The 22,996-nt window shown below is 68.5% G+C and carries 23 protein-coding genes and 2 tRNA genes; 12 read left to right on the forward strand and 13 right to left on the reverse strand.

The window, feature by feature from the left end:
* Positions 1-21 precede the first annotated feature (21 nt).
* The 3 genes from PSC72_RS10260 to PSC72_RS10270 all read right to left on the reverse strand — a co-directional run bounded on the left by PSC72_RS10260 (position 22) and on the right by PSC72_RS10270 (position 1,921).
* On the reverse strand, positions 22-921 hold the full coding sequence (locus PSC72_RS10260) for a DUF7351 domain-containing protein (protein ID WP_274325785.1): 900 nt from the start codon (positions 919-921) through the stop codon (positions 22-24).
* A gap of 588 nt (positions 922-1,509) precedes the next feature.
* A tRNA-Asn gene (locus tag PSC72_RS10265) sits at positions 1,510-1,582 on the reverse strand.
* A 150-nt stretch (positions 1,583-1,732) separates the two neighbouring features.
* Entirely contained in the window at positions 1,733-1,921 is a 189-nt protein-coding gene (locus tag PSC72_RS10270) for a hypothetical protein (RefSeq protein WP_274325786.1), read from the reverse strand.
* Positions 1,922-2,049: 128 nt separating this feature from the next.
* Between PSC72_RS10270 and cca the strand changes: the two genes are divergently transcribed.
* On the forward strand, positions 2,050-3,417 hold the full coding sequence (gene cca, locus PSC72_RS10275) for a CCA tRNA nucleotidyltransferase (protein WP_274325787.1): 1,368 nt from the start codon (positions 2,050-2,052) through the stop codon (positions 3,415-3,417).
* Between the two features lie 55 nt (positions 3,418-3,472).
* Here cca and PSC72_RS25615 read toward each other — a convergent pair whose 3' ends face one another.
* The 5 genes from PSC72_RS25615 to PSC72_RS10300 form a co-directional block, all read right to left on the reverse strand.
* Positions 3,473-3,622 (reverse strand): MarR family transcriptional regulator, encoded by a 150-nt coding sequence (locus PSC72_RS25615; RefSeq protein ID WP_407653012.1) that lies wholly within the window; start codon positions 3,620-3,622, stop codon positions 3,473-3,475.
* Between the two features lie 344 nt (positions 3,623-3,966).
* On the reverse strand, positions 3,967-4,983 hold the full coding sequence (locus tag PSC72_RS10285) for a histone deacetylase family protein (protein ID WP_274325789.1): 1,017 nt from the start codon (positions 4,981-4,983) through the stop codon (positions 3,967-3,969).
* Positions 4,984-4,990: 7 nt separating this feature from the next.
* Positions 4,991-5,428 (reverse strand): histone family protein, encoded by a 438-nt coding sequence (locus PSC72_RS10290; RefSeq protein ID WP_274325790.1) that lies wholly within the window; start codon positions 5,426-5,428, stop codon positions 4,991-4,993.
* Between the two features lie 138 nt (positions 5,429-5,566).
* Complete coding sequence (locus tag PSC72_RS10295; RefSeq protein WP_274325791.1) at positions 5,567-7,051, reverse strand: single-stranded DNA binding protein; 1,485 nt, start codon at positions 7,049-7,051, stop codon at positions 5,567-5,569.
* 250 nt (positions 7,052-7,301) lie between these two features.
* Complete coding sequence (locus tag PSC72_RS10300; RefSeq protein ID WP_274325792.1) at positions 7,302-7,967, reverse strand: hypothetical protein; 666 nt, start codon at positions 7,965-7,967, stop codon at positions 7,302-7,304.
* A 113-nt stretch (positions 7,968-8,080) separates the two neighbouring features.
* On the opposite strand from PSC72_RS10300, the gene PSC72_RS10305 reads away from it, so the two are divergent.
* The 7 genes from PSC72_RS10305 (at position 8,081) to PSC72_RS10335 (ending at position 11,975) form a co-directional block, all read left to right on the forward strand.
* Positions 8,081-8,153, forward strand: a tRNA-Arg gene (locus tag PSC72_RS10305).
* 83 nt (positions 8,154-8,236) lie between these two features.
* Positions 8,237-8,584: a cupin domain-containing protein gene (locus PSC72_RS10310; protein WP_274325793.1), complete on the forward strand. Its 348-nt coding sequence runs from the start codon at positions 8,237-8,239 to the stop codon at positions 8,582-8,584.
* A gap of 478 nt (positions 8,585-9,062) precedes the next feature.
* Positions 9,063-9,437: a VOC family protein gene (locus PSC72_RS10315; protein ID WP_274325794.1), complete on the forward strand. Its 375-nt coding sequence runs from the start codon at positions 9,063-9,065 to the stop codon at positions 9,435-9,437.
* Positions 9,438-9,485: 48 nt separating this feature from the next.
* Positions 9,486-9,956: a DUF6653 family protein gene (locus PSC72_RS10320; protein WP_274325795.1), complete on the forward strand. Its 471-nt coding sequence runs from the start codon at positions 9,486-9,488 to the stop codon at positions 9,954-9,956.
* Between the two features lie 67 nt (positions 9,957-10,023).
* Positions 10,024-10,500, forward strand: a complete 477-nt coding sequence (locus tag PSC72_RS10325) for a DUF6653 family protein (protein WP_274325796.1) — start codon at positions 10,024-10,026, stop codon at positions 10,498-10,500.
* 32 nt (positions 10,501-10,532) lie between these two features.
* A complete protein-coding gene (locus tag PSC72_RS10330; protein ID WP_274325797.1) occupies positions 10,533-11,153 on the forward strand; it encodes a DUF309 domain-containing protein in 621 nt (206 codons plus the stop codon).
* 69 nt (positions 11,154-11,222) lie between these two features.
* Positions 11,223-11,975 (forward strand): HVO_2922 family protein, encoded by a 753-nt coding sequence (locus tag PSC72_RS10335; protein WP_274325798.1) that lies wholly within the window; start codon positions 11,223-11,225, stop codon positions 11,973-11,975.
* 7 nt (positions 11,976-11,982) lie between these two features.
* Here the strand turns inward: PSC72_RS10335 and PSC72_RS10340 are convergent, their stop codons facing one another.
* The 4 genes from PSC72_RS10340 to PSC72_RS10355 form a co-directional block, all read right to left on the reverse strand.
* The gene (locus tag PSC72_RS10340) at positions 11,983-12,630 is read right to left on the reverse strand and encodes a DUF7344 domain-containing protein (RefSeq protein ID WP_274325799.1); all 648 of its coding nucleotides are present in this window, start codon (positions 12,628-12,630) and stop codon (positions 11,983-11,985) included.
* A 162-nt stretch (positions 12,631-12,792) separates the two neighbouring features.
* Entirely contained in the window at positions 12,793-14,592 is a 1,800-nt protein-coding gene (locus PSC72_RS10345) for a bacterio-opsin activator domain-containing protein (protein WP_274325800.1), read from the reverse strand.
* Entirely contained in the window at positions 14,592-15,044 is a 453-nt protein-coding gene (locus PSC72_RS10350; RefSeq protein ID WP_274325801.1) for a response regulator, read from the reverse strand. The genes PSC72_RS10345 and PSC72_RS10350 overlap by 1 nt, the downstream gene beginning before the upstream one ends.
* Entirely contained in the window at positions 15,037-18,888 is a 3,852-nt protein-coding gene (locus PSC72_RS10355) for a PAS domain S-box protein (RefSeq protein ID WP_274325802.1), read from the reverse strand. Before PSC72_RS10355 ends, PSC72_RS10350 begins: the two co-directional genes overlap by 8 nt.
* Positions 18,889-19,297: 409 nt before the next feature.
* Between PSC72_RS10355 and PSC72_RS10360 the strand changes: the two genes are divergently transcribed.
* Positions 19,298-19,633: a DUF7344 domain-containing protein gene (locus PSC72_RS10360; RefSeq protein WP_274325803.1), complete on the forward strand. Its 336-nt coding sequence runs from the start codon at positions 19,298-19,300 to the stop codon at positions 19,631-19,633.
* A gap of 23 nt (positions 19,634-19,656) precedes the next feature.
* Here PSC72_RS10360 and azf read toward each other — a convergent pair whose 3' ends face one another.
* Positions 19,657-20,421: an NAD-dependent glucose-6-phosphate dehydrogenase Azf gene (gene azf / locus PSC72_RS10365; RefSeq protein ID WP_274325804.1), complete on the reverse strand. Its 765-nt coding sequence runs from the start codon at positions 20,419-20,421 to the stop codon at positions 19,657-19,659.
* 155 nt (positions 20,422-20,576) lie between these two features.
* Here azf and PSC72_RS10370 point away from each other — a divergent pair, with 155 nt between their 5' ends.
* From PSC72_RS10370 to PSC72_RS10380, 3 genes are all read left to right on the forward strand, one after another.
* Positions 20,577-20,930 carry a dihydroneopterin aldolase family protein gene (locus PSC72_RS10370; RefSeq protein ID WP_274325805.1) on the forward strand — a complete coding sequence of 118 codons (354 nt, stop codon included), beginning with the start codon at positions 20,577-20,579 and terminating at the stop codon, positions 20,928-20,930.
* A gap of 97 nt (positions 20,931-21,027) precedes the next feature.
* Complete coding sequence (locus PSC72_RS10375; RefSeq protein WP_274325806.1) at positions 21,028-22,242, forward strand: DUF7544 domain-containing protein; 1,215 nt, start codon at positions 21,028-21,030, stop codon at positions 22,240-22,242.
* A gap of 234 nt (positions 22,243-22,476) precedes the next feature.
* A complete protein-coding gene (locus PSC72_RS10380) occupies positions 22,477-22,962 on the forward strand; it encodes a DUF5790 family protein (protein ID WP_274325807.1) in 486 nt (161 codons plus the stop codon).
* The last annotated feature ends 34 nt before the right edge of the window (positions 22,963-22,996 follow it).

The raw sequence follows: 22,996 nt of genomic DNA on the forward strand, positions 1-22,996 counted from the left end.
TCGTGCGGCTGGCGGACGCTGTCACGACCGCTCGGTGTCGACGACGTCGAGCGAGCGGTCGACCGTCACCTCCAGACGTTCGCCACCGGCCGCGAGCGGGACGGTCACGCGCAGCGGGTCGCGCCCCGTGACGGCAATGTCGTCGGGGTCGCAGGCGCCGACGGTCCAGAGCCGGTCGGTCAACAGGTCGGGCGCGTTGGCCGCGATAAACGGCAATACGTCGGGGTGATAGACGAGCACCTCGGGGAGGTCCGTCGAGAAGAAGTTCTTGCAGTACGAGCAGTGGTGGACGACGGCGGGCCCGGGCATCGCGTGTTCGAGGTCGCTCGATTTCTCGTCCTCGGGGACCACGTCGTGGTACATCTCGCTGGCACAGGTCGGGCAGACGTCGCTGGCGACGGTCACGAGGTCCCGGCGGGCGTAGACGTTCGCCGCCCACAGCACGGCGTCGGGGTCGTTCGATCGGATCGCGCCCGGCGGGAGGTGGTACTTGAACGCCAGGTCGCCGCAGTCACGACAGCGGACGACGAGCATGCTGTTGCGGTAGGTCGCTTCGAGCTCCCCGTCGCAGGCGGCGCATGCCGATCCGACCGAGAAGGGGTCGACGGTCGTCCGGTCGGTGAAGCTGTCGGCCTTGATCGCCTGATAGAGGATGACGCCGGGGTACAGCAGGCCGTAGCCGTCCTCTTTCTCGGTCACGAAGACGTCGAGCAGCTCCTGGAGGTGGTAGTTGAACCGGCCGCTGTCGGTGACGTCACAGCGGCGGCGCAGTTCCTCGAAGGGGAGCGGACGGGGCTGGTTCCCCTCCTTGGCGTCGCCGAGTTCGAGGAGGATAGACACGCGCAGTTCGTTACCGAGGAGGGCAAACGCCTCGGCCGGCGGGACGGACCGTTTCTCGGAGACCTCGAACGCGTCGCTCATGCCCACGCACCTCGGGGCGCATCCATTTAGCACTGTCTCTCCGCGCCCGACCGAGCCGGGTCGCCGCACGGTCGCCGCCCCGTCTCACTCGACGACTCTCGGTTCCGCATCGCATTCCAGCGACACGGCTGGGACGTGCCCGTACCGGAGCGAGACGAGAGCGAGGAACGTGAGACCATCACCCGAATCGCCGAGACCGAGTGAGTTTGCCGGATGCTGTGGCGCGCGCTGTCGCGCGTGTTCGAGCACTGCGAGAACCGCGCGGCGTAGCCGTGCGAGGGATGAGTAGCGCAGGGAGCGAAGCGACCGAGCAACGCAGTCGGTTGGGGAGGTGTGAGGTTGTCTGCGGTGCTGTGTGGTGGTGGGAATGAAAGGGGCGATTGGTTCGGCGAAGCACGGCGACGTAAGCACCGTGGTTCGAGAGAGCGAAGCCCTCTCGTCATCACGAAAGAGTGCTCCGCACTCTTTCGAACGACAGCGGAGCGAGTCGCGCGAGCCGAACCAATCGGGGCTTTCAGTTCTCGTCGAAGATAGGCTCCTTATAACGACAGAGACACGACTCGTCGATCAAAATAACGAATCCGAGAACGCCACCGCCAGGACTCGAACCTGGGACAACCTCGTTAACAGCGAGGTGCTCTACCAACTGAGCTACGGCGGCACGCATTCACCCATAGCCGGAGTTGTTGTATATGGATTTCGCTTTGGCCCCGCCGCGTCACCGAGTCACGCACGTAGCCGAACCAACAGTTCCTGTATTTGGGACCGCTTCTTCGTCCCCGCCGATCAGGACGTGGCCACCACGTGGCGTCTAGCTGAGAAGACCGCCACGGCCGTCGTCGAGCGACAGGTACCGCAACGCCATGTACACCACAACCGGGACGAGCGCGGCGAAGACGGCACCCAGTAACGTCCCCGGAATGAGGACCATGTAGGCGAACAGCCCGAGCGAAGCGACGGCAGTCGCGACCGCCGCGAACCGCATCGCGGTTGCGTTCATACGCGGTGTTTCAGGCTAACCAGATATAACTGTTTATAGAGTGCCAGTTCTGGCATTATTTTGGCGCGACAGTCCGGATTCAACCGCACATCAGACAGATTTTCACGGCCCCCACCCAATCCCGACGCATGAGCGACGAGTTCGACGCGGTCGTCGAGCGGGTCCGCGAGCGGGTCGAACCCGACGCGGCCGAGCGCGAGCGGCTGGAGCGAGTCGCCGACGACCTCCGTGAACGCGCGCGGGCGGCTATCGCCGACCTGCCGGTCGACGCCGAGGTGATTCAGGTCGGATCGACCGCGCGCGACACGTGGCTGGCGGGCGACCGCGATATCGACCTGTTCGTCTCCTTCCCGCCCGAGATCGACCGGGAGGATCTGGAGTCCTACGGGCTCGACGTCGGCCACGCGGTGCTGCCCGAGGGCCACGAGGAGTACGCCGAACACCCGTACGTCAAGGGGACCCGCGACGGGTTCGAGGTCGACCTCGTGCCGTGCTACGCCGTCGAGGACGCGACCGAGATCCAGTCCGCAGTGGACCGCACGCCGTTTCACACCGAGTACCTCGCCGAGCGCATCGACGCCGCGCTGGCGAGCGAGGTCCGCGTCGCCAAGCAGTTCCTGACCGGCATCGGCGTCTACGGCAGCGACCTCCGCACGCGCGGGTTCTCCGGCTACCTGACCGAACTGCTCGTCCACGAGTACGGCGGCTTCCGCGCGTTCGCCGAGGCCGCGGCGAACTGGCACCCGCCCGTCGAATTCGATCCCGAGGATCACGGCCGAGAGACCTTCGACGACCCGCTCGTCGTCATCGACCCGACGGACCCCGAGCGCAACGTCGCCGCCGTCTGCTCGGCCGAGGCCGTCGCGCGCCTCCAGCACTACGCTCGCGACCTGCTCGACAGCCCACGTGAGGAACTATTCTACCCCGCAGAACCCGAACCGCTCGGCGCGGACGGCGTTCGCGAGGCTTTCGAGCGGCGCGGGACCACGCCGGTCGCGCTCAGGTTCGATGCACCCGACGTGGTGGACGACCAGCTATACCCGCAACTCGACCGGTCGCTCGGCGGCGTCACGAGCGAACTCGACCGGCGGGGATTCGACGTGCTCCGCGCGGCCGCGTGGGCGGACGAGACCGTCGTCCTGCTGGCCGAACTCGAAGTCGCCGAGCGGCCGGCCGTCGAACGTCACGAGGGGCCGCCGGTCCACGTCCGCGACCACGCCGCGGGGTTCTACGAGGCGTACGCGGACGACGATCCGGAGGCCGACGGCACGTACGGGCCCTTCCTCGACGGCGAGCGGTACGTCGTCGAGCGCCCGCGGGAGTTCGAGACGGCCGTGGAGTTCCTGGAGAGCGACGCCGTCTTCGACGTGGCGCTGGGCGCGCACGTCGAGTCGGCGATGGAATCTGGGTACGCGGTGCTCGCGGGCGAGGACGTGAGCGCACTGGCCGGCGAGTTCGGCGTAGAGTTCGCGCGCTATCTGGACCCGCGGCCCTGACGAGCACGCGCAAAAATCGGACGAGCACGCGGCCGACCCGGTGGGGTGTGGGTGGTCACTCGGTGTCGATCGCGTAGAGTCGCTGGCGGGCGTCCGCCGGGTAGATCCGCTCCTCGACGAGGTCGGCCTCGGTCAGGTCCGACAGCGCGCTGCGGACGCTGCGCTGCGAGAGGCGCGTCTCCTCGGCGAGCGTTTTCTGGGTCAAGGGTCCCTCGTACTCGAGGACCGTATACACGAACTTGGCGCTCGGTGTCAGGTCGTCGAGCTGCGATTCCCAGTCACGATACGTTTGTTCCGTACAGCAACACACGGGGTGAAATCACCAAGAGACTCGTTCCGTGTACACACTTGTAATGGTTTCCGCCGTTCGTTGATATGTATGTCTACACTCATCGACTGAATGACACCGTTCGGCGGGGACAGAACGCCTCCTGTGAAAAATTCAACTGGCCGAGCCGCAACTATCACTCGACGTTCAATAACGGCCGACAGACGGATGAACCGGGTGCACGCCGACCGGAGTACGTCGACCCGTGGCCTCCCGTAGGTTCACTCGCCGGCGAGGTCGAACCCCTGGGTCTTGACGTCCTCGATGACCTGTCGCGCCGCGTCCTGAACCTCCTCGTCCGGGTCGGCCGGTTCGTACCCGTCGAAGACGTCGTGGACGTTCCGGATGCTCTCGGTCAGCGTGTCGAGGCCGTAGCCGCCCTCGAGGACGAACCCGAGGCCGGCGCCGATCCGGTCGGCGAACGTCGACAGCCGGCGCGCCAGGCAGCCGTACCCCTCGGTCGAGACGCGCATCCGGGAGATGGGGTCGTGCTCGTGGGCGTCGAAGCCCGCCGAGACGAGAACGAGGTCCGGTTCGAACGCCTCGAAGGCGGGCACGATCAGGTCGTCCACCGCCGCGAGGTAGCCCGCGGTCCGCGTTCCGGGCGGGAACGGGACGTTCATCGTCGTCCCCTCGCCGGGGCCGGTGCCGATCTCGGTCACGTCGCCCGTGCCGGGGTAGATGCCCTCCTCGTGGATGGAGACGAAGAACACGTCCTCGCGGTCGTCGAAGATGTCCTGCGTTCCGTTGCCGTGGTGGACGTCCCAGTCGACGATGGCGACGCGGTCGACGTCGCGGTCGTCGAGCGCGTGCTGGGCCGCGACGGCGACGTTGTTGAAGAAGCAAAACCCCATGGCGTCGTCTTCGACCGCGTGGTGGCCCGGTGGCCGGCCGAGCGAGAACGGCGTATCGCGGCCGTCCGCGCCGTCGAGCGCCGCATCTGCGACCCAGTTGGCCATCCCAGCGGCCGCGAGCGCGGCGTCCCAGGTGGCCTCGACGGCGACGGTGTCGGCGTCCCAGTCGCCGCCGCCGTCGGCGCAGAACTCCTTGACGTCCTGGACGTAGTCGGCGTCGTGGACGGCCGCGATCTGTTCCTCGGTCGCGTCGTCGGGGGAGACGTACCTGACGCCGTGGGACTCCGAGAGACCCTGGCGGATGGCGCGCAGGCGGTCGGGGCTCTCGGGGTGGCGCTTGCCGGTGTCGTGGTCGAGACAGGCCTCCCGGTAACCGAAGTTCATGACGGGCTTACTCGTAGTACTGTGCTAGTCGAAAGTAGGCCTCGACGTCCTCCGCCTTGACCGTCCGCCGGTCGGCGTGGCGGGCCAGGTCGGCCGCGGCCGCGGCCACGCGGTCGGCGAAGGTCTCCAGTTCCGAGGCCAGCGCGACGCGGGCGTCCATGGAGACGCGGTAGTCGTCGATGTCGAGGCGGGCGATGCGATCGACGGGGGCGATCGGCAGCTCGAGGTCGTCCTTGTCCTCGGTGACCTCGACGCCGAAGTCCGACGCCATCAGCGTCTTCCGCCCGTCCGCGGTCGCCACCTCCGCCGCCTCGACCGCCAGATCGGCCCCTCGCTGCTGGATGCGACGGGCGAGTTCCTCGGCGGCCTCGGCGCTGACCCGCAAACTCCCGGCGTTCCGCCGGATGATCGTATCCACCGGCGCGAACGGTAGCTCGACGCTCATACACCACAAGCGGTCTGTTCCGGCCTTAAGCGTTTCCGAAAACCGCTGTGACGCGACGCGTGGACTGCAACTGCCCTCACGTGACGCCGCCGTGGCGCCGTTTGGGGCCGCGAAACACCCGTTGTGTGGTCGAACGCGTCAGAACACGTCGTCTGCGTCCAGGCGGTCGCCGCTCATCGACCCGCGCGCGGTCACTTCCTGGCCGAGCGTCAGCGCCGCGTCCGTCTCGACCTGCATCGTCTCCTGCCCGTCGTCCAGAATCACGGGATCGCCCGTCTGGACGACCGTCCCCGTGAACTCGACCTCCTCCGTCGCGGCCGCAACGGCACCGCCGTCCGCGCTGGCTCCGCCGGCCTCCGACTCGGTCGCGGCGCCGTCGGAATCGCTCGCAGCGTCGGTGCCGTCGCCGTCACCGGTGAACGCGTCGAGACCGGCCGACTCCGAGTCGCCCGAGCCGCCGGAGTCGCCGCTGCCGCCCGCGCCGCCGGGCGAGGGCGCCGCCGCGCCGGCACCGGTGTTCTCATCGAGGACGACGACCGTCGACTGCCAGCCGGCCGACGCTTCCAGGTCGTCCTGCCAGCCGTCCTGGATCTCGGCGTCGGCGACGAACACCTCGTCGCCGGGCGCGATCTCCTTGTCGGCCTTCTCCCCCCACAGCGCGACGCGGATGTCGCCCGTGTCATCCTGCACGCGGATGTTCCGGACCTGTCCCTCCGAGCCGTCGTCGCGGTCGAACGTGCGCTTGGGATCCGCCGACCGCACGACGCCTGCGAGATCCACGACCTGGTCTATCTCGACGCCGTCGATGGGGTCCGCCTCGGGGACGAACTCGACGGTCTCTTCGATCTCGTCGACCGCGCCGTGGTCGCCGACGTGGAGTTCGAGGTCGCCCTCGCGCTCGCGGACGTACCCGTCGACGATCTCGACGGCGGTCCCCGGCTCTATCTCCTCGACGCGGTCGGCGCGGTCGTCCCACAGCGTCACGCGCACGCGCCCGGTCTCGTCGCCCAGCAGGAAGTTCGCGACCTTCCCCTCCGAGCCGTCGTCGCGGTCGAAGGTCCGGATCGATTCGGTCTCCAGGACGATGCCGGTGACGTTCACGTCGGACTGGCCCATCGTCAGTCCCTCGACGGACGACCCCGCGCCGAGTTGCACGTCGATCTCGGCGTCGTCGTCGGGTTCTGCCTTGTCGACGGAGACCTCGAGGCCGTTGTAGCCGTCCTTCGGTCGGCCGGCGATGCGGAGGACCTGCCCCTCCTCCAGCATGCCGTCGGTGATGGCCTCGGCCTGCTGGTCCCAGAAGGCGAGGCGGACGCTGGCGGTCTCGTCGGCGGCCTCGACGTTGACGACGCGGCCGTCCTCGTCTTCGCCGTCGCGTTCGAAGGTCCGCAGATCGCCGATAGAGACGACTTTGGCGAGGAACTTCACCTCCTCCATGCCGGGCTCGATGTCCGCGACGGTGTCGACTTCCCCTTCGTTGAGCTCGTGGGCGAGGAGCATCGCCGCCGTCTCCTCGTCGGCGAGTCCGCCCATCTGCTCGACCTTCTCCTCGACGGCCTCGCGGAACTCCTCCTCGGAGACGTCGGTCTCCAGATCCGCGTAGATCTCCTCGATCTCTCCCATTAGTCTAGCCGTTGGCACGGTATGTCGCCGCTTAAGCGTTGTCGTTGCCCCGGTACCCCGCTCAGGTACGGCGATTTCGCCGTCGTAGCGGCCCCGGCCTCGACCGATCTGATCGTCCGGGCGGCCGCCGCGTTCGCTCCGTGCATGGACTGCGATGGTCGCCCCTTCGCTGATAAAATCGAGGGTCGACGCGAGACCGGCGGGCAGGGGTCGGACCGGGTGTGAAAAGCCTGCTGGGGTGGACGCTCGGCTATCGAGATGCCGACGTGACCCGGGTGTCCTCGCCGCCGTGCTCGTGGACGACCGTCACCGTTTCGGGGAGCGCGGCGTCGAGCGCGACCGTCGCCTCGTAGTTGATTTCGGTGATACACTCGGCGCACGCGGTATCGGTGCCCGCGTCTGACTCCGCAGCGACGACGACGGTGAGGGCGCCTCCGTCGAGGCGTACGTCTGACAGGACCGCGGTGTAACAGGCGTCGTTCCCCCAGATAGTTCCGGTGACCGTGACGGTCCCGCCGCTCTCGTCGAACGACACGGACGCGTCGTCGGTCTGGCCGCCGCAGCCGCTGCCGGTGACCGAGAACGATTTGTCGGCGACGCCGCTGGGCGTCGCGGACGGTTCGCTGTCCGGCGTTTCGCTCACCGTGTCCGTCGGTGCGTCGCTCGGCGTGTCGCTCCCGTCGGGGTCTGGTTCGGTCACTGTGTCTCCCGGGTTGTCGGTCTGCGTGTCCGCCGGCGCGGTCGTGTCAGTGTCGGTGTCTGTGTCCCCGCCGGCGTCGTCGGTCGGTGTGGGCGAGTCGGTGTCGGTCGGTTCGTCGGTCGTCGTCGGCTGCCCGCCGGATCCGTCGGACAGACAGCCCGTCACGGTCAACGCGCCCGCGGCGGAGAGGCCGCGGAGGAGGGTTCGTCGCTTCACGAGTCGACCATCGCGGTGCCGGATAAAGGGCCTTCTCGACTATCAAGCGATCCTTTGACACTCGCCGGACGGATCGTAACCCCTTTACAATCAACCGCGGTACGTAGGAGTGAGTCCGGATAGGGTAGTGGACTATCCTCTTGGCTTGCGGAGCCAGGGACCGGAGTTCGAATCTCCGTCCGGACGTTTCTGTCGACGCAACTTTCCGAGCGACAGCGAGGCGACTGTGTCTACGCCAGAGATTTGTAGCGAGCGGCGCAACCGCCGCCATGGAGCGAGTCAGCTTCGACGACGCCGAGACGTACGAACCCGACGAGGGGTGGCGCCGCGTCGCGCTCGCGGGCGACGACGACGTGAGCCTGGAGTGGTTCGAGAAACCGCCGGGCCACAGCTCGCCGATGCACGACCACGAGAACGGCCAGGTGTGTCTCGTCCTCGACGGTGAACTTACTATCCACACAGAGACCGAGAGGGAGCGGCTAACGCGGTACGATTCGGTGTGGCTCGACCCGTGGGAGTCCCACCGCGTCGAGAACGAGGGCGATGAGACGGCGGTGGGACTCGACATCTTCGTCCCCGGCCGCTCGTTCGACTTCTGGACCGACCGCGACGAGTGAGTGATTGGAACCTGCGATCGGGGATGACAGTACCGTACGGAACAGCGTGAGAGCCCCCGCTGGCTCGGCTCCCGCGGGTCGCTGCGCTCCTCGCTCCGTTGTCGTTCGAAAGCTTTCGTGATGACGAGAGAGCTTCGCTCTCTCGAACCACGGTGCTTGCTTCCCCGGGGTTCGCCGAGCCAGCGGCCCCTTTCATTCCCGCCCGCACAGACTAGCCGATCAGCTGACACGGGTGGGAATGAAAGGGGCGGCCTGCTTCGGGAAGCACGGCGCTGCAAGCACTGGAGCGAACGTAGTGAGCGAAGCGCGCAGCCAGCCGCGCGACCGAAGCAGGCCGGGGCTTTCACGCTGTTCACGGCAGTAGATCGATCGGCTGCCGTGGCAATCATGCCCTCTGCGGTTGGAACGGAGCGAGCCGCAACGTGCTCACCGGACAATCACAGTACGTTTAAGCCGGAACTGTCCGACCGACTACCCGATGACACTCCGGCACACGGCGATCCAGGTGGAAGATGTCGATGCGAGCGTCGAGTTCTACGAGGATCTCTTCGGCTACGAGGTGCTCCGCGAGTTCGAGACCGACGACGGCACGCGGAACGTCTTCGTCGGCGACCCCGCGGACGCGGACACCGACGATCCCGCGGCGTTCCAGTTCGTCGAGGCCGACAGGCCGGTCGACACGGGCGACTTCGAGCACGTCGCGCTCACCGTCGAGGACGTCGACGCGGTGCTCGACGAACTGGACGACGAGCGGATCCAGGACGGGCCGATCACGATGGAGGAGTACGACTGCCGCGTGGCGTTCGTCGAGGGACCCGAGGGCTGGGGCATCGAACTCGTCGAGGACCTGTAGGGCGGCTCCACCCCGCCGACTTTTCACGCCTACCTGCGAAGTCACGGTATGGACGACTCGACGCGAGCGCGGGCCTGGCGTGTGTTCTGGGAGCGCCACGCCAATCCCTGGAGCGGCTGGTCGCGGACGCTGACGCTCCCGGCGCTGCTGTACGCGGTGTATCACCGCCGGTGGCGACTACTCGCCGCGACAGTGGCGTTCGCGGTGTTCAACCCGGTCCTGTTCCCGAAGCCGGACGACGGCGACGCCTGGATGACGAAGGTTGTCCTCGCCGAGCGGTACTGGCGCGAGAGCGGCGACCGACTGGGCGCGCTCCAGTTGCTCAACGTCGGGAACGGACTGGCGACGCTGTGTGCCGTTTACGCCGCCGCTCGCCGGGACGTGGGCGGCGCGACGGTCGCGGGCGCGCTCGCGATGACGCTGAAGTTCGCGTTCGTCGCTGCGCTGGTCAGACGCTACGAGGACGAGATCGAGTGGCCGCCGGCGCCGCCGTACCCGTCTGAGCCGGTCGCGGAGTGACCGCGACTCGGTCGCCATCGGTCGGTCGTACCCTACGCTTATTGCGACTAGCTACCAAGTAACGAGCGTGTCGACCACAGTGCCATCGGAACGGCTCGCAGAGTTCCTCTGGGAACGCCACGCCAACCCCTGGAGCGGGTGGACGCGCGTGTTCGCCTTCCCGGTGCTGGTGTACGCCATCCTGACGCGGCGCAAGCGGCTCCTGGTGGCGGCGGTGGCGGCCATCGCCGTCAATCCCGTCGTCCTCCCCCAGCCCGACGACGCGCGGGCGTGGACGAGCGACGTGGTCCAGGCCGAGCGCTACTGGGTCGACCAGGGGAAACACGGGGCGCTCCTCCGCTCGCTCGACGTCGCGACCCTGCCGGTCACCGTCGGGGCGCTCTACGCCGCGTACCGACGTAAACCGCGGTCGACCGCCGTGCTGACGGCCCTGTCGATGGCGCTGAAGTTCGCGTTCGTCAACGCGCTCGTCCGCCACTACGAGGCCCAGACCGCCGACGAGTCCCGCTCGCCCGCGGCGTCGGCCGGCGACCCCGCGTCGTAGGCGTTTTCGGTCCGGCGAGCGAACGCCCGAGCATGGATGCAGAGCTCCGGGCGGGGGTCGCCGTCTACAACGCCGGCCACTACCACGCCGCCCACGACGCGTGGGAGGCGCGCTGGCTCGACCTGCCCGAGGGCGACGACGAGCGATTCCTCCACGGCCTCATCCAGTTCACGGCCGCCGTCTACCACGCCCGCGAGCGCAACTGGTCCGGGGCGACCGGTCTCGCCGACAGCGCCGACGACTACCTCGCCGACCTCCCGGGCGACTACCGCGGTGTGAACGTCGCGACGGTCCGGGAGTACCTGGCCGCCCTCGAACGCGACCCCGAGCGTATCGAGCGCGGCCCCGCGCCGGCGCTCACCTACGAGGGCGACGCGCTCGGCCTGGCCGACCTCCACGTCGAGAGCGCGTTCGTCGCCGCGGACGTGCTGGCCGAGGACCTGGGCTACGACGAGGACGTCATCGAGCAGGCGACGCGGTACGCCCGGGCGGACCTGGAGGCAGGCGAGGAGGGCAGCGAGTTCGTCACCTTCCTGCTCGATTTCGTCCGCGACGCCGACCACCGCGGCATCGTCGCTCAGCGGCTCTCCGAACACGTCGACCGCCGCGAACACCGCGAGTCGGACGTGGACGGGCTGTTCGACGAGCGGTGACTCCGGTTCCCTCGCGAACGCGCCGATTCACGGTCAAGCGTTTTCCGCCGCCCCGCCCAACGTACAGACATGAGCGACAACGGCGACGAGACGCGTGACACGGACGAGGCGTCTGTAGACGACTCGATAGAGAGCGAATCGACCACCGCCGGATCGGCCGGAGACGCCTTCGAGTCGGAGCGCACGGCGACGCGGGCCGAGGCCGCCGCAGTCCTCCGCGGGCTCGCAGACGGCGTCGACGCGGGCGCGGTCAGCATCGGCGCGGGCGAGGACGCGGTCACCGCGGCGATCCCCGACGAGTTCGACTTCGAGGTCGAGTACGAACGGGGCGACGACGAGGTCGAGATCGAGGTCGAACTGGAGTGGGCGACCGACGACGAACCGCCGACGAGCGACGCCGTCCCGGCCGACGGGTCCGAAGACGCGGCCGAATCGGCGGACGACGAGCCGACGACCGAGGCCGATCAGCCGGCCGTCGAGACGGCGACGGTCAAAGCGGCCGGCGAGGCCGCGGACGTCGACGGATCCGAGGGTGGGGAAGACGCCGGCGGACCGGAAGACGAGACGACCGCGGAGGCGAGCGCGTCGGCGCCCGACGCCGCCGCGGAACCCCCGGTCGAGGCCGTCGCGCCGCTCGTGAGTCAGGCGCGATTCGAACTCTTCAGGGACCGCGCGAACGAGTGGCGCTGGCGACTCGTCCACCGGAACGGGAACGTCATCGCGTCTAGCGGGGAAGGGTACACGCGGAAGCACAACGCGGAGAAGGGATTGCGGAGCGTGATGCGGAACGCGCCCGACGCGACGCTCGTCGAGGACGAGTAAGCGGAATCTACGCCCCGACCAGCAGGTCGCTAACGGCCGAGGTGTCGGTCTCGCTGGACGCGACGGTCTCCGCGTCGGCGTCGTAGTCGACCAGGCCCGCGTCGTCGAGTTTCGGCAGGTGGACGTGGTGCAGCTGGATCTCGACGGAGTGGACGGCGTCCGGCGAGGACGACATCGACACGTCGCGAGCGGCCAGTTCGCGGGCGATCGCGGCGCGCGACACGGGACCGGTTCGGGCAGCGACGACGTCGAGGACGGCGCGGCGGTGCTCGTTCGCCACGCAGGCACGCACGCCCTCCCACTCGTCGGCGCCGGCGCGAAGGAGTTGCTCGAAGCGCCCGTCGTCGAGGAGCGGGTGGTTGGTCGGTGATACCGCCCCCTCGGACCGGTCCCACGAGACGAGGCCGGCGTCTGCGAGCCGCGGGAGGTGAGAGTGGTGCAGGTTCACGTGGGCCGACTCGACGGCTTCCTCGCCGACCGATTCGGCGTCCCCGTCGCGGTCGACCGCGGCGAGTTCGGCGGCGAGTTCCCGCTCGGTCATCGATCCCGACGCGCCCGCCAGTGCGGCCAGGACGTGTCGTCGCGCGTCGTTCGTGAGGGCGTCCAGTGTCTCGTTACCGAAGCGTCGGGTGGGAGTCTCCTCCAAGGTGCTCATCGTAAGTCTCCCTTATGCTGCACGGGGGAAGTACGGTCCGCCTAAGTGTTTTGGAGCGGGCCGATATGCCGATATTTACGAGGTATGTGGCCCGAAAGCGAGAATTAGTGGTACGTAATTGGTGGCGATTCGGGCGCGTCGGGCGGCGACCGTCAGTCGAGATCAGTCCGAGTCCGAGGCCGAGCTAGAGTCGGATGCGGACCCGGAGTCAGACGCCGAGCCGGAGTCCGATGCCGAGCCGGAATCCGACGCCGAATCGGCGCCCGAATCGGACTCCAGCGGCGTCCACGGGGCGGACTCCTCCTCGGCCGACTCGTCCCGGAACAGCGCCTCGAAGAGCTTCCGTTCGGCCGCCCGGAGGTGCTGGGTGAACGTCGCCGGCGAGACGCCGAGGCGGTCGGCGACGTCCTCGCCGGTGCTCGTCCGCGGCCAGTCGAAGAAGCCGGCGAAGACGGCCGTCTCGACAGCGGAGCGCTGCTTCTCGGTGAGGCGGTCCTCGATGACCGAGGTGGCCGTCTCGACGTCGGCGTCGTCGCGCTGGACCGTCCGCTGGGCGCGCGGCGTCGCGCCGGGGCAGTGCTCCTCGACGAGTTCGACCAGTTGCCGCTTGTCGCGGCCGCGCGGGAACCCGACGACGAAGCGGAACTCCCCGTCTGCGATCGTGGCCGACGAGATCTGGCCGCCGTGAGTCGCGACGGCCGTGACCAGCGACGTGGCGGCGTCGGTGACGAGTTCGAACCCGAGTTCGTCACCGTCCGAGGAGAGGAACCGGAAGTCGTCGGCCGCGTCGGTCCGCTCGAGCGCGTCCCGGAACTCGCCCTCCGCGACGCCGTCGGCCCGGCCGTACGCCACGACGCCCTCGTCGCTGCGGACGACGGTCTCGACGTCGATGTAGGCGTCGCCGTCAGACGTGAGCCCGACGAGTTCCTGGGCGGCTCCCCTCACCGCGAACTCGATTTCGAGCGCCGCATCGCTCACCAGAGCGTCCCTGCGCTCGACGGCGGTGATCGCGTGCCCGATGACGTCACCGAGGCGGCCGAGGACTTCGACCTCCGGTTCCGAGAAGGCGTCCGGGGACTCCGCGTAGACCGCCAGGATCCCGTAGAAGAGGTCCTCGTGCACGATGGGGACGGCCGCTGCCGACCCGTAGTCGCGCGCGATCGCTCGCTCTCGCCACGGTTCGAACTCCGGGTCCGTCTGGAGGTTCTGGACGACCTGTACCGACTTGGTCCGGACCGCCTTCGCGCCCGGCCCCTCGGGTTCGGATTCCCGGTCCAGCGTGACCGTGACCTCGTCGAGGTACCCCTCTTCGACGCCGGCCGACACCCGCGGCGTCACCTCGTCGGTCGAGCGGTTCACCTCGCCGATCCAGGCGAAGCGGTAGGCGTCAGAGGCGACGAGCCGTTCGCAGACCGTCCGTTCGAGGTCCTCGCGCGTGTCCGTCGTGATGACCGCGTGCGTGATGTCCTGGCTGACCCGGTTGAGCCTGTTGAGCGCCTCAAGCTGCTGGAGCCGTCTGGCCCGCTCGCGCTCCTGGCGGTTGCGCTCGATCGCGTGGTGGATCGAGCGCACCAGCAGGTCGCTCGTGACCTCGTCTTTGACGAGGTAGTCCTGGGCGCCCCGCTCGACGGCCTCGATGCCGACCCCCTCGTCCCGCAGCCCCGTGAGGACGACGATGGGGACGAACTCCGTCGCGTCCAGGACGCGTTCGAGCGTCTCCAGGCCGGTGCTCTCGGGCAGCCCCAGGTCGAGGAGCAACACGTCGGCGCCGGTCTCGTTCAGGCGGTCGAGGCCGTCGGAGAGACGCGTCTCGTGGTGGATCCGCGAGCCGCCCGCCGAGGCCGCGTCGCCCTCGACGCGCCGGCGGAGGTCGCCCGCGTCGCGCAGCATCTCCTCGATGAGGCGCGCGTCACCGGGGTTGTCCTCGATGAGGAGGACTTCGAGTTGTTCGTCTCCGGACATCACTCCACCTCGTCCGGCGGGAGCCTGACGACCTCCAGCCAGAACGCCCGGAAGCGCCGGACGGTCTCGATGAACTCGCTCGGGTCGACAGGCTTCGTCAGGTACGCGTTCGCCTGCAGTTCGTACGACTGGACGATGTCCTCCTCGGCCTCCGAACTCGTCAGGATGATCACTGGGAGACAGGAGAGGTCGTCGTCGTTCCTGATCTCCGTGAGGACCTCCTCGCCGCTCTTGCGCGGCAGGTTGAGGTCCAGCAGGACGATGTCCGGCCGCGGGGAGTCGGCGAAGTCCCCGCGCTGGTGAAGGAAGTCGAGAGCCTCGACGCCGTCGGTCACCACGTGGAGCGTGTTGGAGATGTTCCCCTCCTCGAAGGCCTCCCGCGTGAGCCTGACGTCGCCGGGATTGTCCTCGACGAGGAGGATATCGGCCGAGGCGCCGGGTCGTTCACTCATTGTCGTCCTCCGGTGCCGGGAGCGTGAACGAAAAGGTTGCGCCTTCGTCCGGTTCGGAGTCGACCCATATCTCGCCGCCGTGGCGCTCGACGATCCGCTCACACAGCGCGAGGCCGATCCCGGTCCCGTCGTAGTCGGCCCGGTCGTGCAAGCTCTGGAACACCTCGAAGGCGCGGTCGGCGTCCTCCGGGTCGATGCCGATGCCCTCGTCGCTGACCGAGACCTCCCACCAGTCGCCCGTCCGCTCGGCCGAGACGTGGACCCGCGGGGGCTCGTTGCCGCTGTACTCGATCGCGTTGTCGAGCAGGTTCTGGACCACCTGTCGGAGTTGCCCGTCGTCGCCCTCGACCCGGGGCAGGTCCGCGACCGTGATCTCGGCGTCGCTCTCCTCGATCTTCATCCCGAGGTCCTCGCGGGCCTCCGCGACGACCGCGTCGAGATCGACCGTCTCGAAGGGATTGCCCCGCGTTTCGACGCGGGAGTACTGGAGGAGCCCGTCGATCATGTCGCGCATGCGGTCGGCGCCGTCGACGGCGTACTCGATGAACTCGCGGCCGTCCTCGTCGAGCTCGTCCTCGTAGCGGCGTTCGATCAGCTGGAGATAGCTCGACACCATCCGCAACGGTTCCTGCAGGTCGTGGGAGGCGGCGTAGGCGAACTGTTCGAGGCGCTCGTTGGACTCCTCGAGCATCCGCTCGTACTCGCGGCGCTCGGTGACGTCCTGGGCGAAGCTCAGTCCGGCGAATATCTCGCCGTCGGCGCGGCGCAGTGGCGCCGCCCACACCCGCCAGTGTCGGCCGCCGAACTCGGTCGTCGTGCTGGCGGTCTTGCCGTCCTCGATAGCCGCCCTGAACAGCGGTTCGAGGTCCGCGACGGTCTGCTCGGGGAAGAGGTCCGGCATCCGCTCGCCCTCCATGCGGTCCGAGTCGGGGAGGTCCGTCCCCAGCTTCGCGCCCGCGGCCAAGGTGTACCGGAGGTCGCGGTCGTACACGCCCACCGCGCCGTTCGGGAAGTGCTCCGCGAGCGTCCGGTAGCGCCGCTCTGACTCCTCGAGCGCCCGCTCGCGCTCCTTGCGCTCGGTGATGTCCTGGGCCATCGTCATGCCGGCGAAGACGTCGCCGCGCTCGTCGGTGATGGGCACGCCGTGGACTACCCAGTCCCGCCCCTCGTACTCGACCTCGACCGCCCGCTCGCGGCCGTCGAGCGCGGCCTCGAACGCCGGTTCGAGCGCGTCGGCCGTATCCTCGGGCCAGGCGTCGTAGAACTGTTTCCCCTCGAGGTCAGCGGGTTCGACGGGGATCCTGTCGAACCCCTGGCCGGCGGCCAGCGTGTACTGCAGGTCGTGGTCGAACAGCGTCACGATGCCGTTGGGGAAGTACTCCGCGAGCGCGCGGTAGCGCTGCTCGGACTCGGCGAGCTGCCGCTCGTACTCGCGGCGCTCGGTGACGTCGCGGTCGGAGACGATGATGGAGACGACCTCGCCGTCGTCGTCGGTGACGGGCCTGAAGTAGCCTTCGAGGGCGTACCGCTCGCCGTCGGGCCGAGTGAGGTCGGCCTGGAACTCGACGTACTCGCCGGCGGCGGCGCGCTCGGTCCACTCGCGGACTTCCTCGCCGACGTCGTCGCCCATCCCCCACCACGGCGTCTCCCAGAACGGGTCGCCCTGCACGTCGGCGAGGTCGGCCTCGATATACTCCATCGCCGTCTCGTTGATGTCCAGCACCGTCCCGTCCGGTTCGAGCAGTCCCACGAGGATGTTCGGGTCCTCGAACACCGCCTCGAAGCGCCGCTCGGTCTCCCGCAGTTCCCGCTCGCGCTCCGTCCGCTCGGTGATGTCCTGGACGATCCCGTCGAAGTACACCTCGCCGTCCTCCTCTGTCTTGATCCCCGTCACCGAGATCCAGATCTCCCTGTCGTCGAGCGTTCGCTGTCGCAGCTCCTCGTTCCGGACGATCCCCTCGCGGCGCAACCGCTCGCTGAACGCCGCGCGGGCCTCGGGGTCCGGATAGAGGTCGCTGACCGGCACCTCCATCAGTTCGGCCGGCGAGTCGGCGTCGAAGATCCGCGCCAGCGCGTCGTTCATCTCGACGAACTCGCCGTCGGGTCCGGGCGTGTTGCGGTACACGCCGACGGGGAGGTTCTCCACGAGGCGCTCGTAGCGCTGCAGTTCACGCTCGCGTTCCTTCCGGTCGGCGATGTCCCGGACCACGCCGACGCGCTGCGGGTCGCCCTCGTCGGTCGGCAACAGCGCGAACGTCGCCTCGGCGGGGATCCGCTCGCCGTCTGCGGTCTTCATCTCCGCCTCGACCATGGCCGTCTCGGTGCTCCCCGCCTGCAACGCCGCCTCTTCGTCCATCGCCTGCTCGCGGACGGCGTCGTCGACGATCATCGAGACGTGCTCGCCGACGAGTTCGTCGCGGTCGTAGCCGACCATCTCCGCGTAGGCGTCGTTGACCATCGTGAACTGCCCCTCCTCGTCGACCACGTACAGCCCGTCGTTGACCGCCTGGAAGATGGTCTCGTAGCGGCGGAGTTCCCGCTCGCGCTCCTTGCGCTCGGTGATGTCGACCAGATATCCGAGGTAGTGGGTGATCTCGCCGTCCTCATCGCGGACGATCTTCGTGGTGTCTTTCACCCACTTGACGTCGCCGTCCGCCGTCTCGACGCGGTAGGGCTCGTGACTGAACCGCTCGGTCGTCTCGTCGCTGTGCTCCGCGACTTCGGCGGCGATCCGGTCGATCTCCTCGTCGAAGAGCAGGTCGGTGTACGGGACGTCCTCCGACTCCAGCGTCGCCTGGTCGTAGCCGAGGACGTCCTCGACGTTCTCGGAGACGTAGTCGACGGGCCACCCCTCCTCGTTGCGCCACCGGAAGACGATCGCCGGCCCGTCCGCGAACATGTCCCGTTCCTCGGCGAGCTGTCGCTCCGCGCGGACCTCCTCGGTGACGTCGATGACGACCCCTTCGAGCGCGGTGACGTCGCCGTCCTCGGTGAGTCCGTGCCCTCGCTCGCGGACCCACCTGACCTCGCCCTCTGTCGTCTCGACGCGATAGGTCGCCAGGAACGTCCCGTCGTCGGCCAGTCCCTCCTGGACCTCCTCCCAGAGCGCTTCGCGGTCGGCGTCGGCGACGACGTCCTCACCGAACGACACCTCGCCGCGCTCCAGCGCCTCGGGGTCGTGGCCGGTCAGGTCGCGACAGCCCTCGCTGACGAACTCCATCGGCCACCCGCGCTCGTTGCGACAGCGGTACACCATCCCGGGGACGTTGCTCATCAGCGCCGAGAGCCTGCGCTCCTGGTCGTCGAACCGGCTCCGCGTCGCCGCCCGCTCGGCGGTCGACGCGACGACGTTCGCGACGTTCTGGATGAAGGTGGCGTCCCCGTCGGCGAACTCGCGGCGCTCGGTCGCGTAGGCCCCGAGCACGCCCCACGGGTCCGAATCCGGTCCGACGACCGCCGTGATACCACCGACCACGTCGTTCTCGGCGAGGAGGTCGCTCCCGTCGAAGCGCTCCTCGTCGGCGAGGTCGGCCGCGACGATGGGTCCACCGGACCGGAGCGTGTACCCGGCCTGCGTGTCGGGCGCCGCCGAGACCGTCGCGGCGTCGGCGGCCTCGTCGGACCAGCCGGCGCCTCCCCTGAGCGCGAACCGATCCCCGCCCGCATCGAGCTCGAACACCGCGCAGTGGTCGATATCGAGCGTCTCCGTGACCGCAGTCGTCGCGTCGCGGATCACCCCGTCGAGCTCGTCCGCCTCCAGCACCCGCTGCCCCAAGTCCGCCACCGCCTCCTGCTGGCGGGCTCGGCGGTGCGGTTCGGCGTCACTCCGCGAAGAGGAACTCATGTAGCGGATCCATACGTGCGGGCCCCGTAAGAATTCCGCCAGTGTCACTATCCGGCACGGTTCGGGTAACTACCGACGGGATGGAGACGGCGGCGGAATGCGCGTCGAACGGGCGGACGTGTCCCTCACCGGCCGTCGAGGCCGGCTGAGGCAGACACGGGTCCGGTTCCCACCGCTCGTCTGCCCACCCACCGCCGGCCTGCCGGCCGCTTTCAGGTGCGCCATCGAGTCACGCACGACGTGAAACCGGATCGCAACCGCGACCGGCCGGCCACCCTCTCGCTCGGCGCTTCGGTGCCCGCGTGTCTCCGGGAATTGACGGAGAACTACCGGGGTTCTGCGCCGACACGGCCATTACGAGTGGTGTTAACCAGGGAATATTTTTTGACCCGGGCGCCGAACTGTGGCTATGCCTCCCGCTGATTGCTATCCGGAGAAAGCGGCGGCGGTCAACGAGACGCTGGACGTTCTGAGTCACCACTTCAGGAGAGAGGTGATCAACTACTTCGAGAACACGGTCGACGAGGTCACGTCGACGATCAGCGAGATCGTCGCCCACATCGACGCTCGCGTCCCGGACCGCGACCGAGCGACGCTCTCGACGGCTCTCGTGCACAAGCACCTCCCGATGCTGGAAGCGGCCGGGTGGCTCGAGTTCGACCAGCGGAGCAAGGAGATCCGGTACCACGGGAACGAGTCGGCCCCGCAGTTACTGAGAGAGGTACTGGGCGTGTTCACGGAATAGAACCGTCTCGTCTTCGATCGCGGTCACTCGGCGACGTGCTCGTCGCCGTCCCACTCGGCGGAGTTGTCCTGTGGGTCGTAGCCCAGCGCTTCGCGGGCGCGCTCCAGCGAGTAGTACTTGCGGTCGTTGTCGGAGATGCCGTAGACGATCTCGAAGCCGTAGTCGGCCTCCAGCGCGCAGCGGTGGATGCGGGCGCAGTCGGGGTAGGAGAGCCACATGGCCTGGCCGCGCTCGTAGTCGATCGGCGGGTGGCCCTTCGTGAGGTTGCCGATGCGGATGTTGCAGACGGCGATGCCGTACTCGTCGTGGTAGTAGCGGCCGAGGACTTCGCCGGTGGCTTTCGAGACGCCGTAGTGGTTGCCGGGGCGGGGGAACTCGGTCCCGTCGAGGCGGAAGTCGTCGTCGCGGCGGTACATGTCGGGCGTCCGCTCGTCGGTCTCGTAGGCGCCGACGGCGTGGTTCGAGGAGGCGAAGACGAACTTCTCGACGCCCTCGTCGACGGCCGCCTCGTACATCTTCTGGGTGCCGTCGATGTTGTTCGACAGCACGGAGGGCCACGGCGCGCTCGGTCGCGGGTCCCCCGCGAGGTGGATGACCGCGCCGACGCCGTCCATCGCCTCCGCGACGGTCTCCTCGTCGGTCACGTCGCCGATGAGGTACTCGTGGTCGGGCTCCTCGTCCGGCGGGCTGTGGAGGAGGAGCTTCCACTCGTACTCGTCTTCGAGCCCCTGTAGCACGGCCCGCCCGACGCGCCCTCCCGCACCAGTGAGTAAGACCGGCTCGTCCATTCAGGTGAACCCTTGCGACCGCCCAGTAAGTAACGTACGGTTCCGCGCGGTGGGTGTCACGCCGCCGACAGTCACCGGGGAGTCGGCCCGCACGTCCGACCCACCGGCGCGCCGAGAGGCGACACTGATTACTCCCGGGGCGTCCAGCGCCCGGTATGGACCCCACCGACGCCCAGACGGCGTGTTTCGAGGCGGGTATCAAGTTCGGTTCGCTGTACCACCAGTTCGCGGGGACGCCGGTCAGCCCCGCGAGCGCGGACAGCCTCGCCCGCGCCATGGAGGAGGCCATCGAGAACCAGCCCCACTGCGAGTCGGTCACAGTCGACGTGCTGCGCGAGGAACTCGCCGCCGAACTCGCCGAGTCGGCGGCCGACTACACCGAACTGACCGGCCGCTTCCTCGACGTCGAGATGGTTATCAACTACGAGGGCACGGAGGTCCGCACGCGGATGGACATGCAGGACGGCTACCCGCTGATGCGCGTCGAAGACGTACGCCCGGACGACTGACGGGGCCGACTGGGTCACGGGAACCTCTGCGTTCGGACAGGTCCACTGGCTGAACGGACCACGAGAGATATGTGTCCGGGCGGAGTAGAGGGCCGGTATGTCCCTCGCCGCCCTGAACGATATCGACGACGCCATCGAGGCGACGAAGCGGTTCCTCACCCCCTTCGACCGCGTGCGGTGGTTCCGCCTCGCCGTCGTGATGTTCTTCGTCGGCGGCGTCGGCTTCTCGTTCCCGGGCTTCCCGGGCGGGTTCGGCGGTGACACGGACCCCGGCGAGCCGATGCCGGGCGAGCCCGGGCCGGATATCACGCCCGAGGTGACCACCGAACTGCTCGTCCTGCTAGCCGGGATCGTCCTCGTCGGGATACTCGTCTTCCTCCTGTACTCCGTCGCGGGCGCGACGATGGAGTTCGTCTTCGTCGCCTCGCTGCGCGACGAGGAGGTCCGACTGCGGCGGTACTTCAAGCGGTACTGGCGGCGCGGCGCCCGGCTCTTCGCGTTCCGGTTCCTCGTCTGGACGCTGAGTGCCGGGGCGGCCGCGGGAGTCCTGCTCGGCGTCGGGACCGGGATGAGCGGGTGGCCTCCCACGGGCTGGTCCGACGGGACGATACTGGCGGTGATACTGCTCGCGATCCCGATATTCCTGTTTCTCGCGGTCGTCGTCGGCACCCTCCTCGGCTTCACGACGATGTTCGTCGTGCCCGTGATGCTCCGGGAGGACCGCGGGGTGATCGGCGGCTGGCGGCGGTTCTGGTCGACGCTCGTCGGCAACCTGGTGGAGTTCCTCGCGTACCTGTTCGTGAGCTTCCTGCTGAGCATCGCCGTCGGGATGGCCGTGAGCTTCCTACTCGTGCTGGTCGCGGTGGCGTTCGCGGTCCCGTTCCTCGTCGTCGGCGCGCCGCTGCTGTTCGTCCTCGGGCTCTCGGGCGCCGGCGGACTGGTCGCCCTCGTGCTCGTGTTCGCGTACCTGCTCCTGCTGTTCGTCGCGTCGCTGCTCGTCCTGGTCCCGTTCCAGACGTTCCTGCGATATTACGCGCTGCTCGTCCTCGGTGACGTCGACGGCGATCTGGACGTGATCCCCGATACCCGCGCCGCGGTGCGTGCCGACGGCGGTGACGACCGCGACGGAGCGACCGGTGGTGGCGCTCCCACCGGAAACGGCGGTGGTCCGGACGATCCGGGCGTCGGCGGAACGGACACGGACGGAACGCCAACTGGCGGAACGGACGCCAGCAGAACGGACGCGTCGGTCGACGAGGCCGACGGCGGGTGGAACGTCGATCGCGACGACGACCGAGACGGTCGGTCGTGAAAGCGACCGAGGGGATAGATCGTGTGGACGAGAGAAGACGGATCGGCGGACCGAGATAGCCGGGAGCGACGACCGCGGCGCGAGGGGGATACCGGTCGTACGTCGAGATCGATAGCGGCAGATCGTAACTGATCGGCCCCCTCTGGCGTATCGCCCCCGTCAGGTGTCCTGTATCGGTTTTTCACTTTCACTTTCAGGCGTGTTTTTAAACCGGCAGGGGCCGAAGGGGGAACCATGAGTCAAGCGACGCTCGACGACGACGAGCTGTTCGAGGACGCGGCGAGCGAGATGCGCGAGGACGTCGAAGAGAGCCTCGGGAAGGCCCGCGCGGAGCTCCCGGAGGCCGACGCCATCTGGGAGGTCGACGCCGACAACACCCTGGGTGTACTCAACGCGCTCCGCTCGGCGCTCGACATCGAGGACGCCGAGGACCACCTCGTCGACGCCAAGAAGTGGTACACGATGGGCGAGCGCGCCGACGCCTTCGAGGACGCCGACGACCTCGCCGAGGAGATCGAGGCCGTCGAGGACGTGCTCGACGACGTGACCGACGCCCACGAGCAGGTCAGCGACCTCGCCAGTACGGTCCCGCAGCTCCGCAGCGCGCTCGAGGAGTTCGCCGAGGAGGCCGACGCTGACGAAGACGCCGAAGACGAGGCAGACGCAGAGGCGGACACGGACGCCGACGCAGAGGCCGACGAGGCAGAGGCGGAGGCCTGAGACGGCCCGGCGCCGCGGTCACCGTCCCGCCGCG

Source organism: Halosimplex aquaticum (assembly GCF_028747785.1).
GTDB lineage: Archaea > Halobacteriota > Halobacteria > Halobacteriales > Haloarculaceae > Halosimplex > Halosimplex aquaticum.

Excerpts from the sequence above, each read along its gene's own strand:
- PSC72_RS10340 (WP_274325799.1), bottom strand. The coding sequence starts at position 12,630 with ATGAGCACCTTGGAGGAGACTCCCACCCGACGCTTCGGTAACGAGACA.
- PSC72_RS10355 (WP_274325802.1), bottom strand. The coding sequence starts at position 18,888 with ATGAGTTCCTCTTCGCGGAGTGACGCCGAACCGCACCGCCGAGCCCGC.
- PSC72_RS10345 (WP_274325800.1), bottom strand. The coding sequence starts at position 14,592 with ATGTCCGGAGACGAACAACTCGAAGTCCTCCTCATCGAGGACAACCCC.
- PSC72_RS10350 (WP_274325801.1), bottom strand. The coding sequence starts at position 15,044 with ATGAGTGAACGACCCGGCGCCTCGGCCGATATCCTCCTCGTCGAGGAC.
- PSC72_RS10330 (WP_274325797.1), top strand. The coding sequence starts at position 10,533 with ATGGATGCAGAGCTCCGGGCGGGGGTCGCCGTCTACAACGCCGGCCAC.
- PSC72_RS10320 (WP_274325795.1), top strand. The coding sequence starts at position 9,486 with ATGGACGACTCGACGCGAGCGCGGGCCTGGCGTGTGTTCTGGGAGCGC.
- PSC72_RS10290 (WP_274325790.1), bottom strand. The coding sequence starts at position 5,428 with ATGAGCGTCGAGCTACCGTTCGCGCCGGTGGATACGATCATCCGGCGG.
- PSC72_RS10260 (WP_274325785.1), bottom strand. The coding sequence starts at position 921 with ATGAGCGACGCGTTCGAGGTCTCCGAGAAACGGTCCGTCCCGCCGGCC.
- PSC72_RS10375 (WP_274325806.1), top strand. The coding sequence starts at position 21,028 with ATGTCCCTCGCCGCCCTGAACGATATCGACGACGCCATCGAGGCGACG.
- PSC72_RS10335 (WP_274325798.1), top strand. The coding sequence starts at position 11,223 with ATGAGCGACAACGGCGACGAGACGCGTGACACGGACGAGGCGTCTGTA.
- azf (WP_274325804.1), bottom strand. The coding sequence starts at position 20,421 with ATGGACGAGCCGGTCTTACTCACTGGTGCGGGAGGGCGCGTCGGGCGG.
- PSC72_RS10380 (WP_274325807.1), top strand. The coding sequence starts at position 22,477 with ATGAGTCAAGCGACGCTCGACGACGACGAGCTGTTCGAGGACGCGGCG.
- cca (WP_274325787.1), top strand. The coding sequence starts at position 2,050 with ATGAGCGACGAGTTCGACGCGGTCGTCGAGCGGGTCCGCGAGCGGGTC.
- PSC72_RS10315 (WP_274325794.1), top strand. The coding sequence starts at position 9,063 with ATGACACTCCGGCACACGGCGATCCAGGTGGAAGATGTCGATGCGAGC.
- PSC72_RS10360 (WP_274325803.1), top strand. The coding sequence starts at position 19,298 with ATGCCTCCCGCTGATTGCTATCCGGAGAAAGCGGCGGCGGTCAACGAG.
- PSC72_RS10295 (WP_274325791.1), bottom strand. The coding sequence starts at position 7,051 with ATGGGAGAGATCGAGGAGATCTACGCGGATCTGGAGACCGACGTCTCC.
- PSC72_RS10310 (WP_274325793.1), top strand. The coding sequence starts at position 8,237 with ATGGAGCGAGTCAGCTTCGACGACGCCGAGACGTACGAACCCGACGAG.
- PSC72_RS10285 (WP_274325789.1), bottom strand. The coding sequence starts at position 4,983 with ATGAACTTCGGTTACCGGGAGGCCTGTCTCGACCACGACACCGGCAAG.
- PSC72_RS10270 (WP_274325786.1), bottom strand. The coding sequence starts at position 1,921 with ATGAACGCAACCGCGATGCGGTTCGCGGCGGTCGCGACTGCCGTCGCT.
- PSC72_RS10370 (WP_274325805.1), top strand. The coding sequence starts at position 20,577 with ATGGACCCCACCGACGCCCAGACGGCGTGTTTCGAGGCGGGTATCAAG.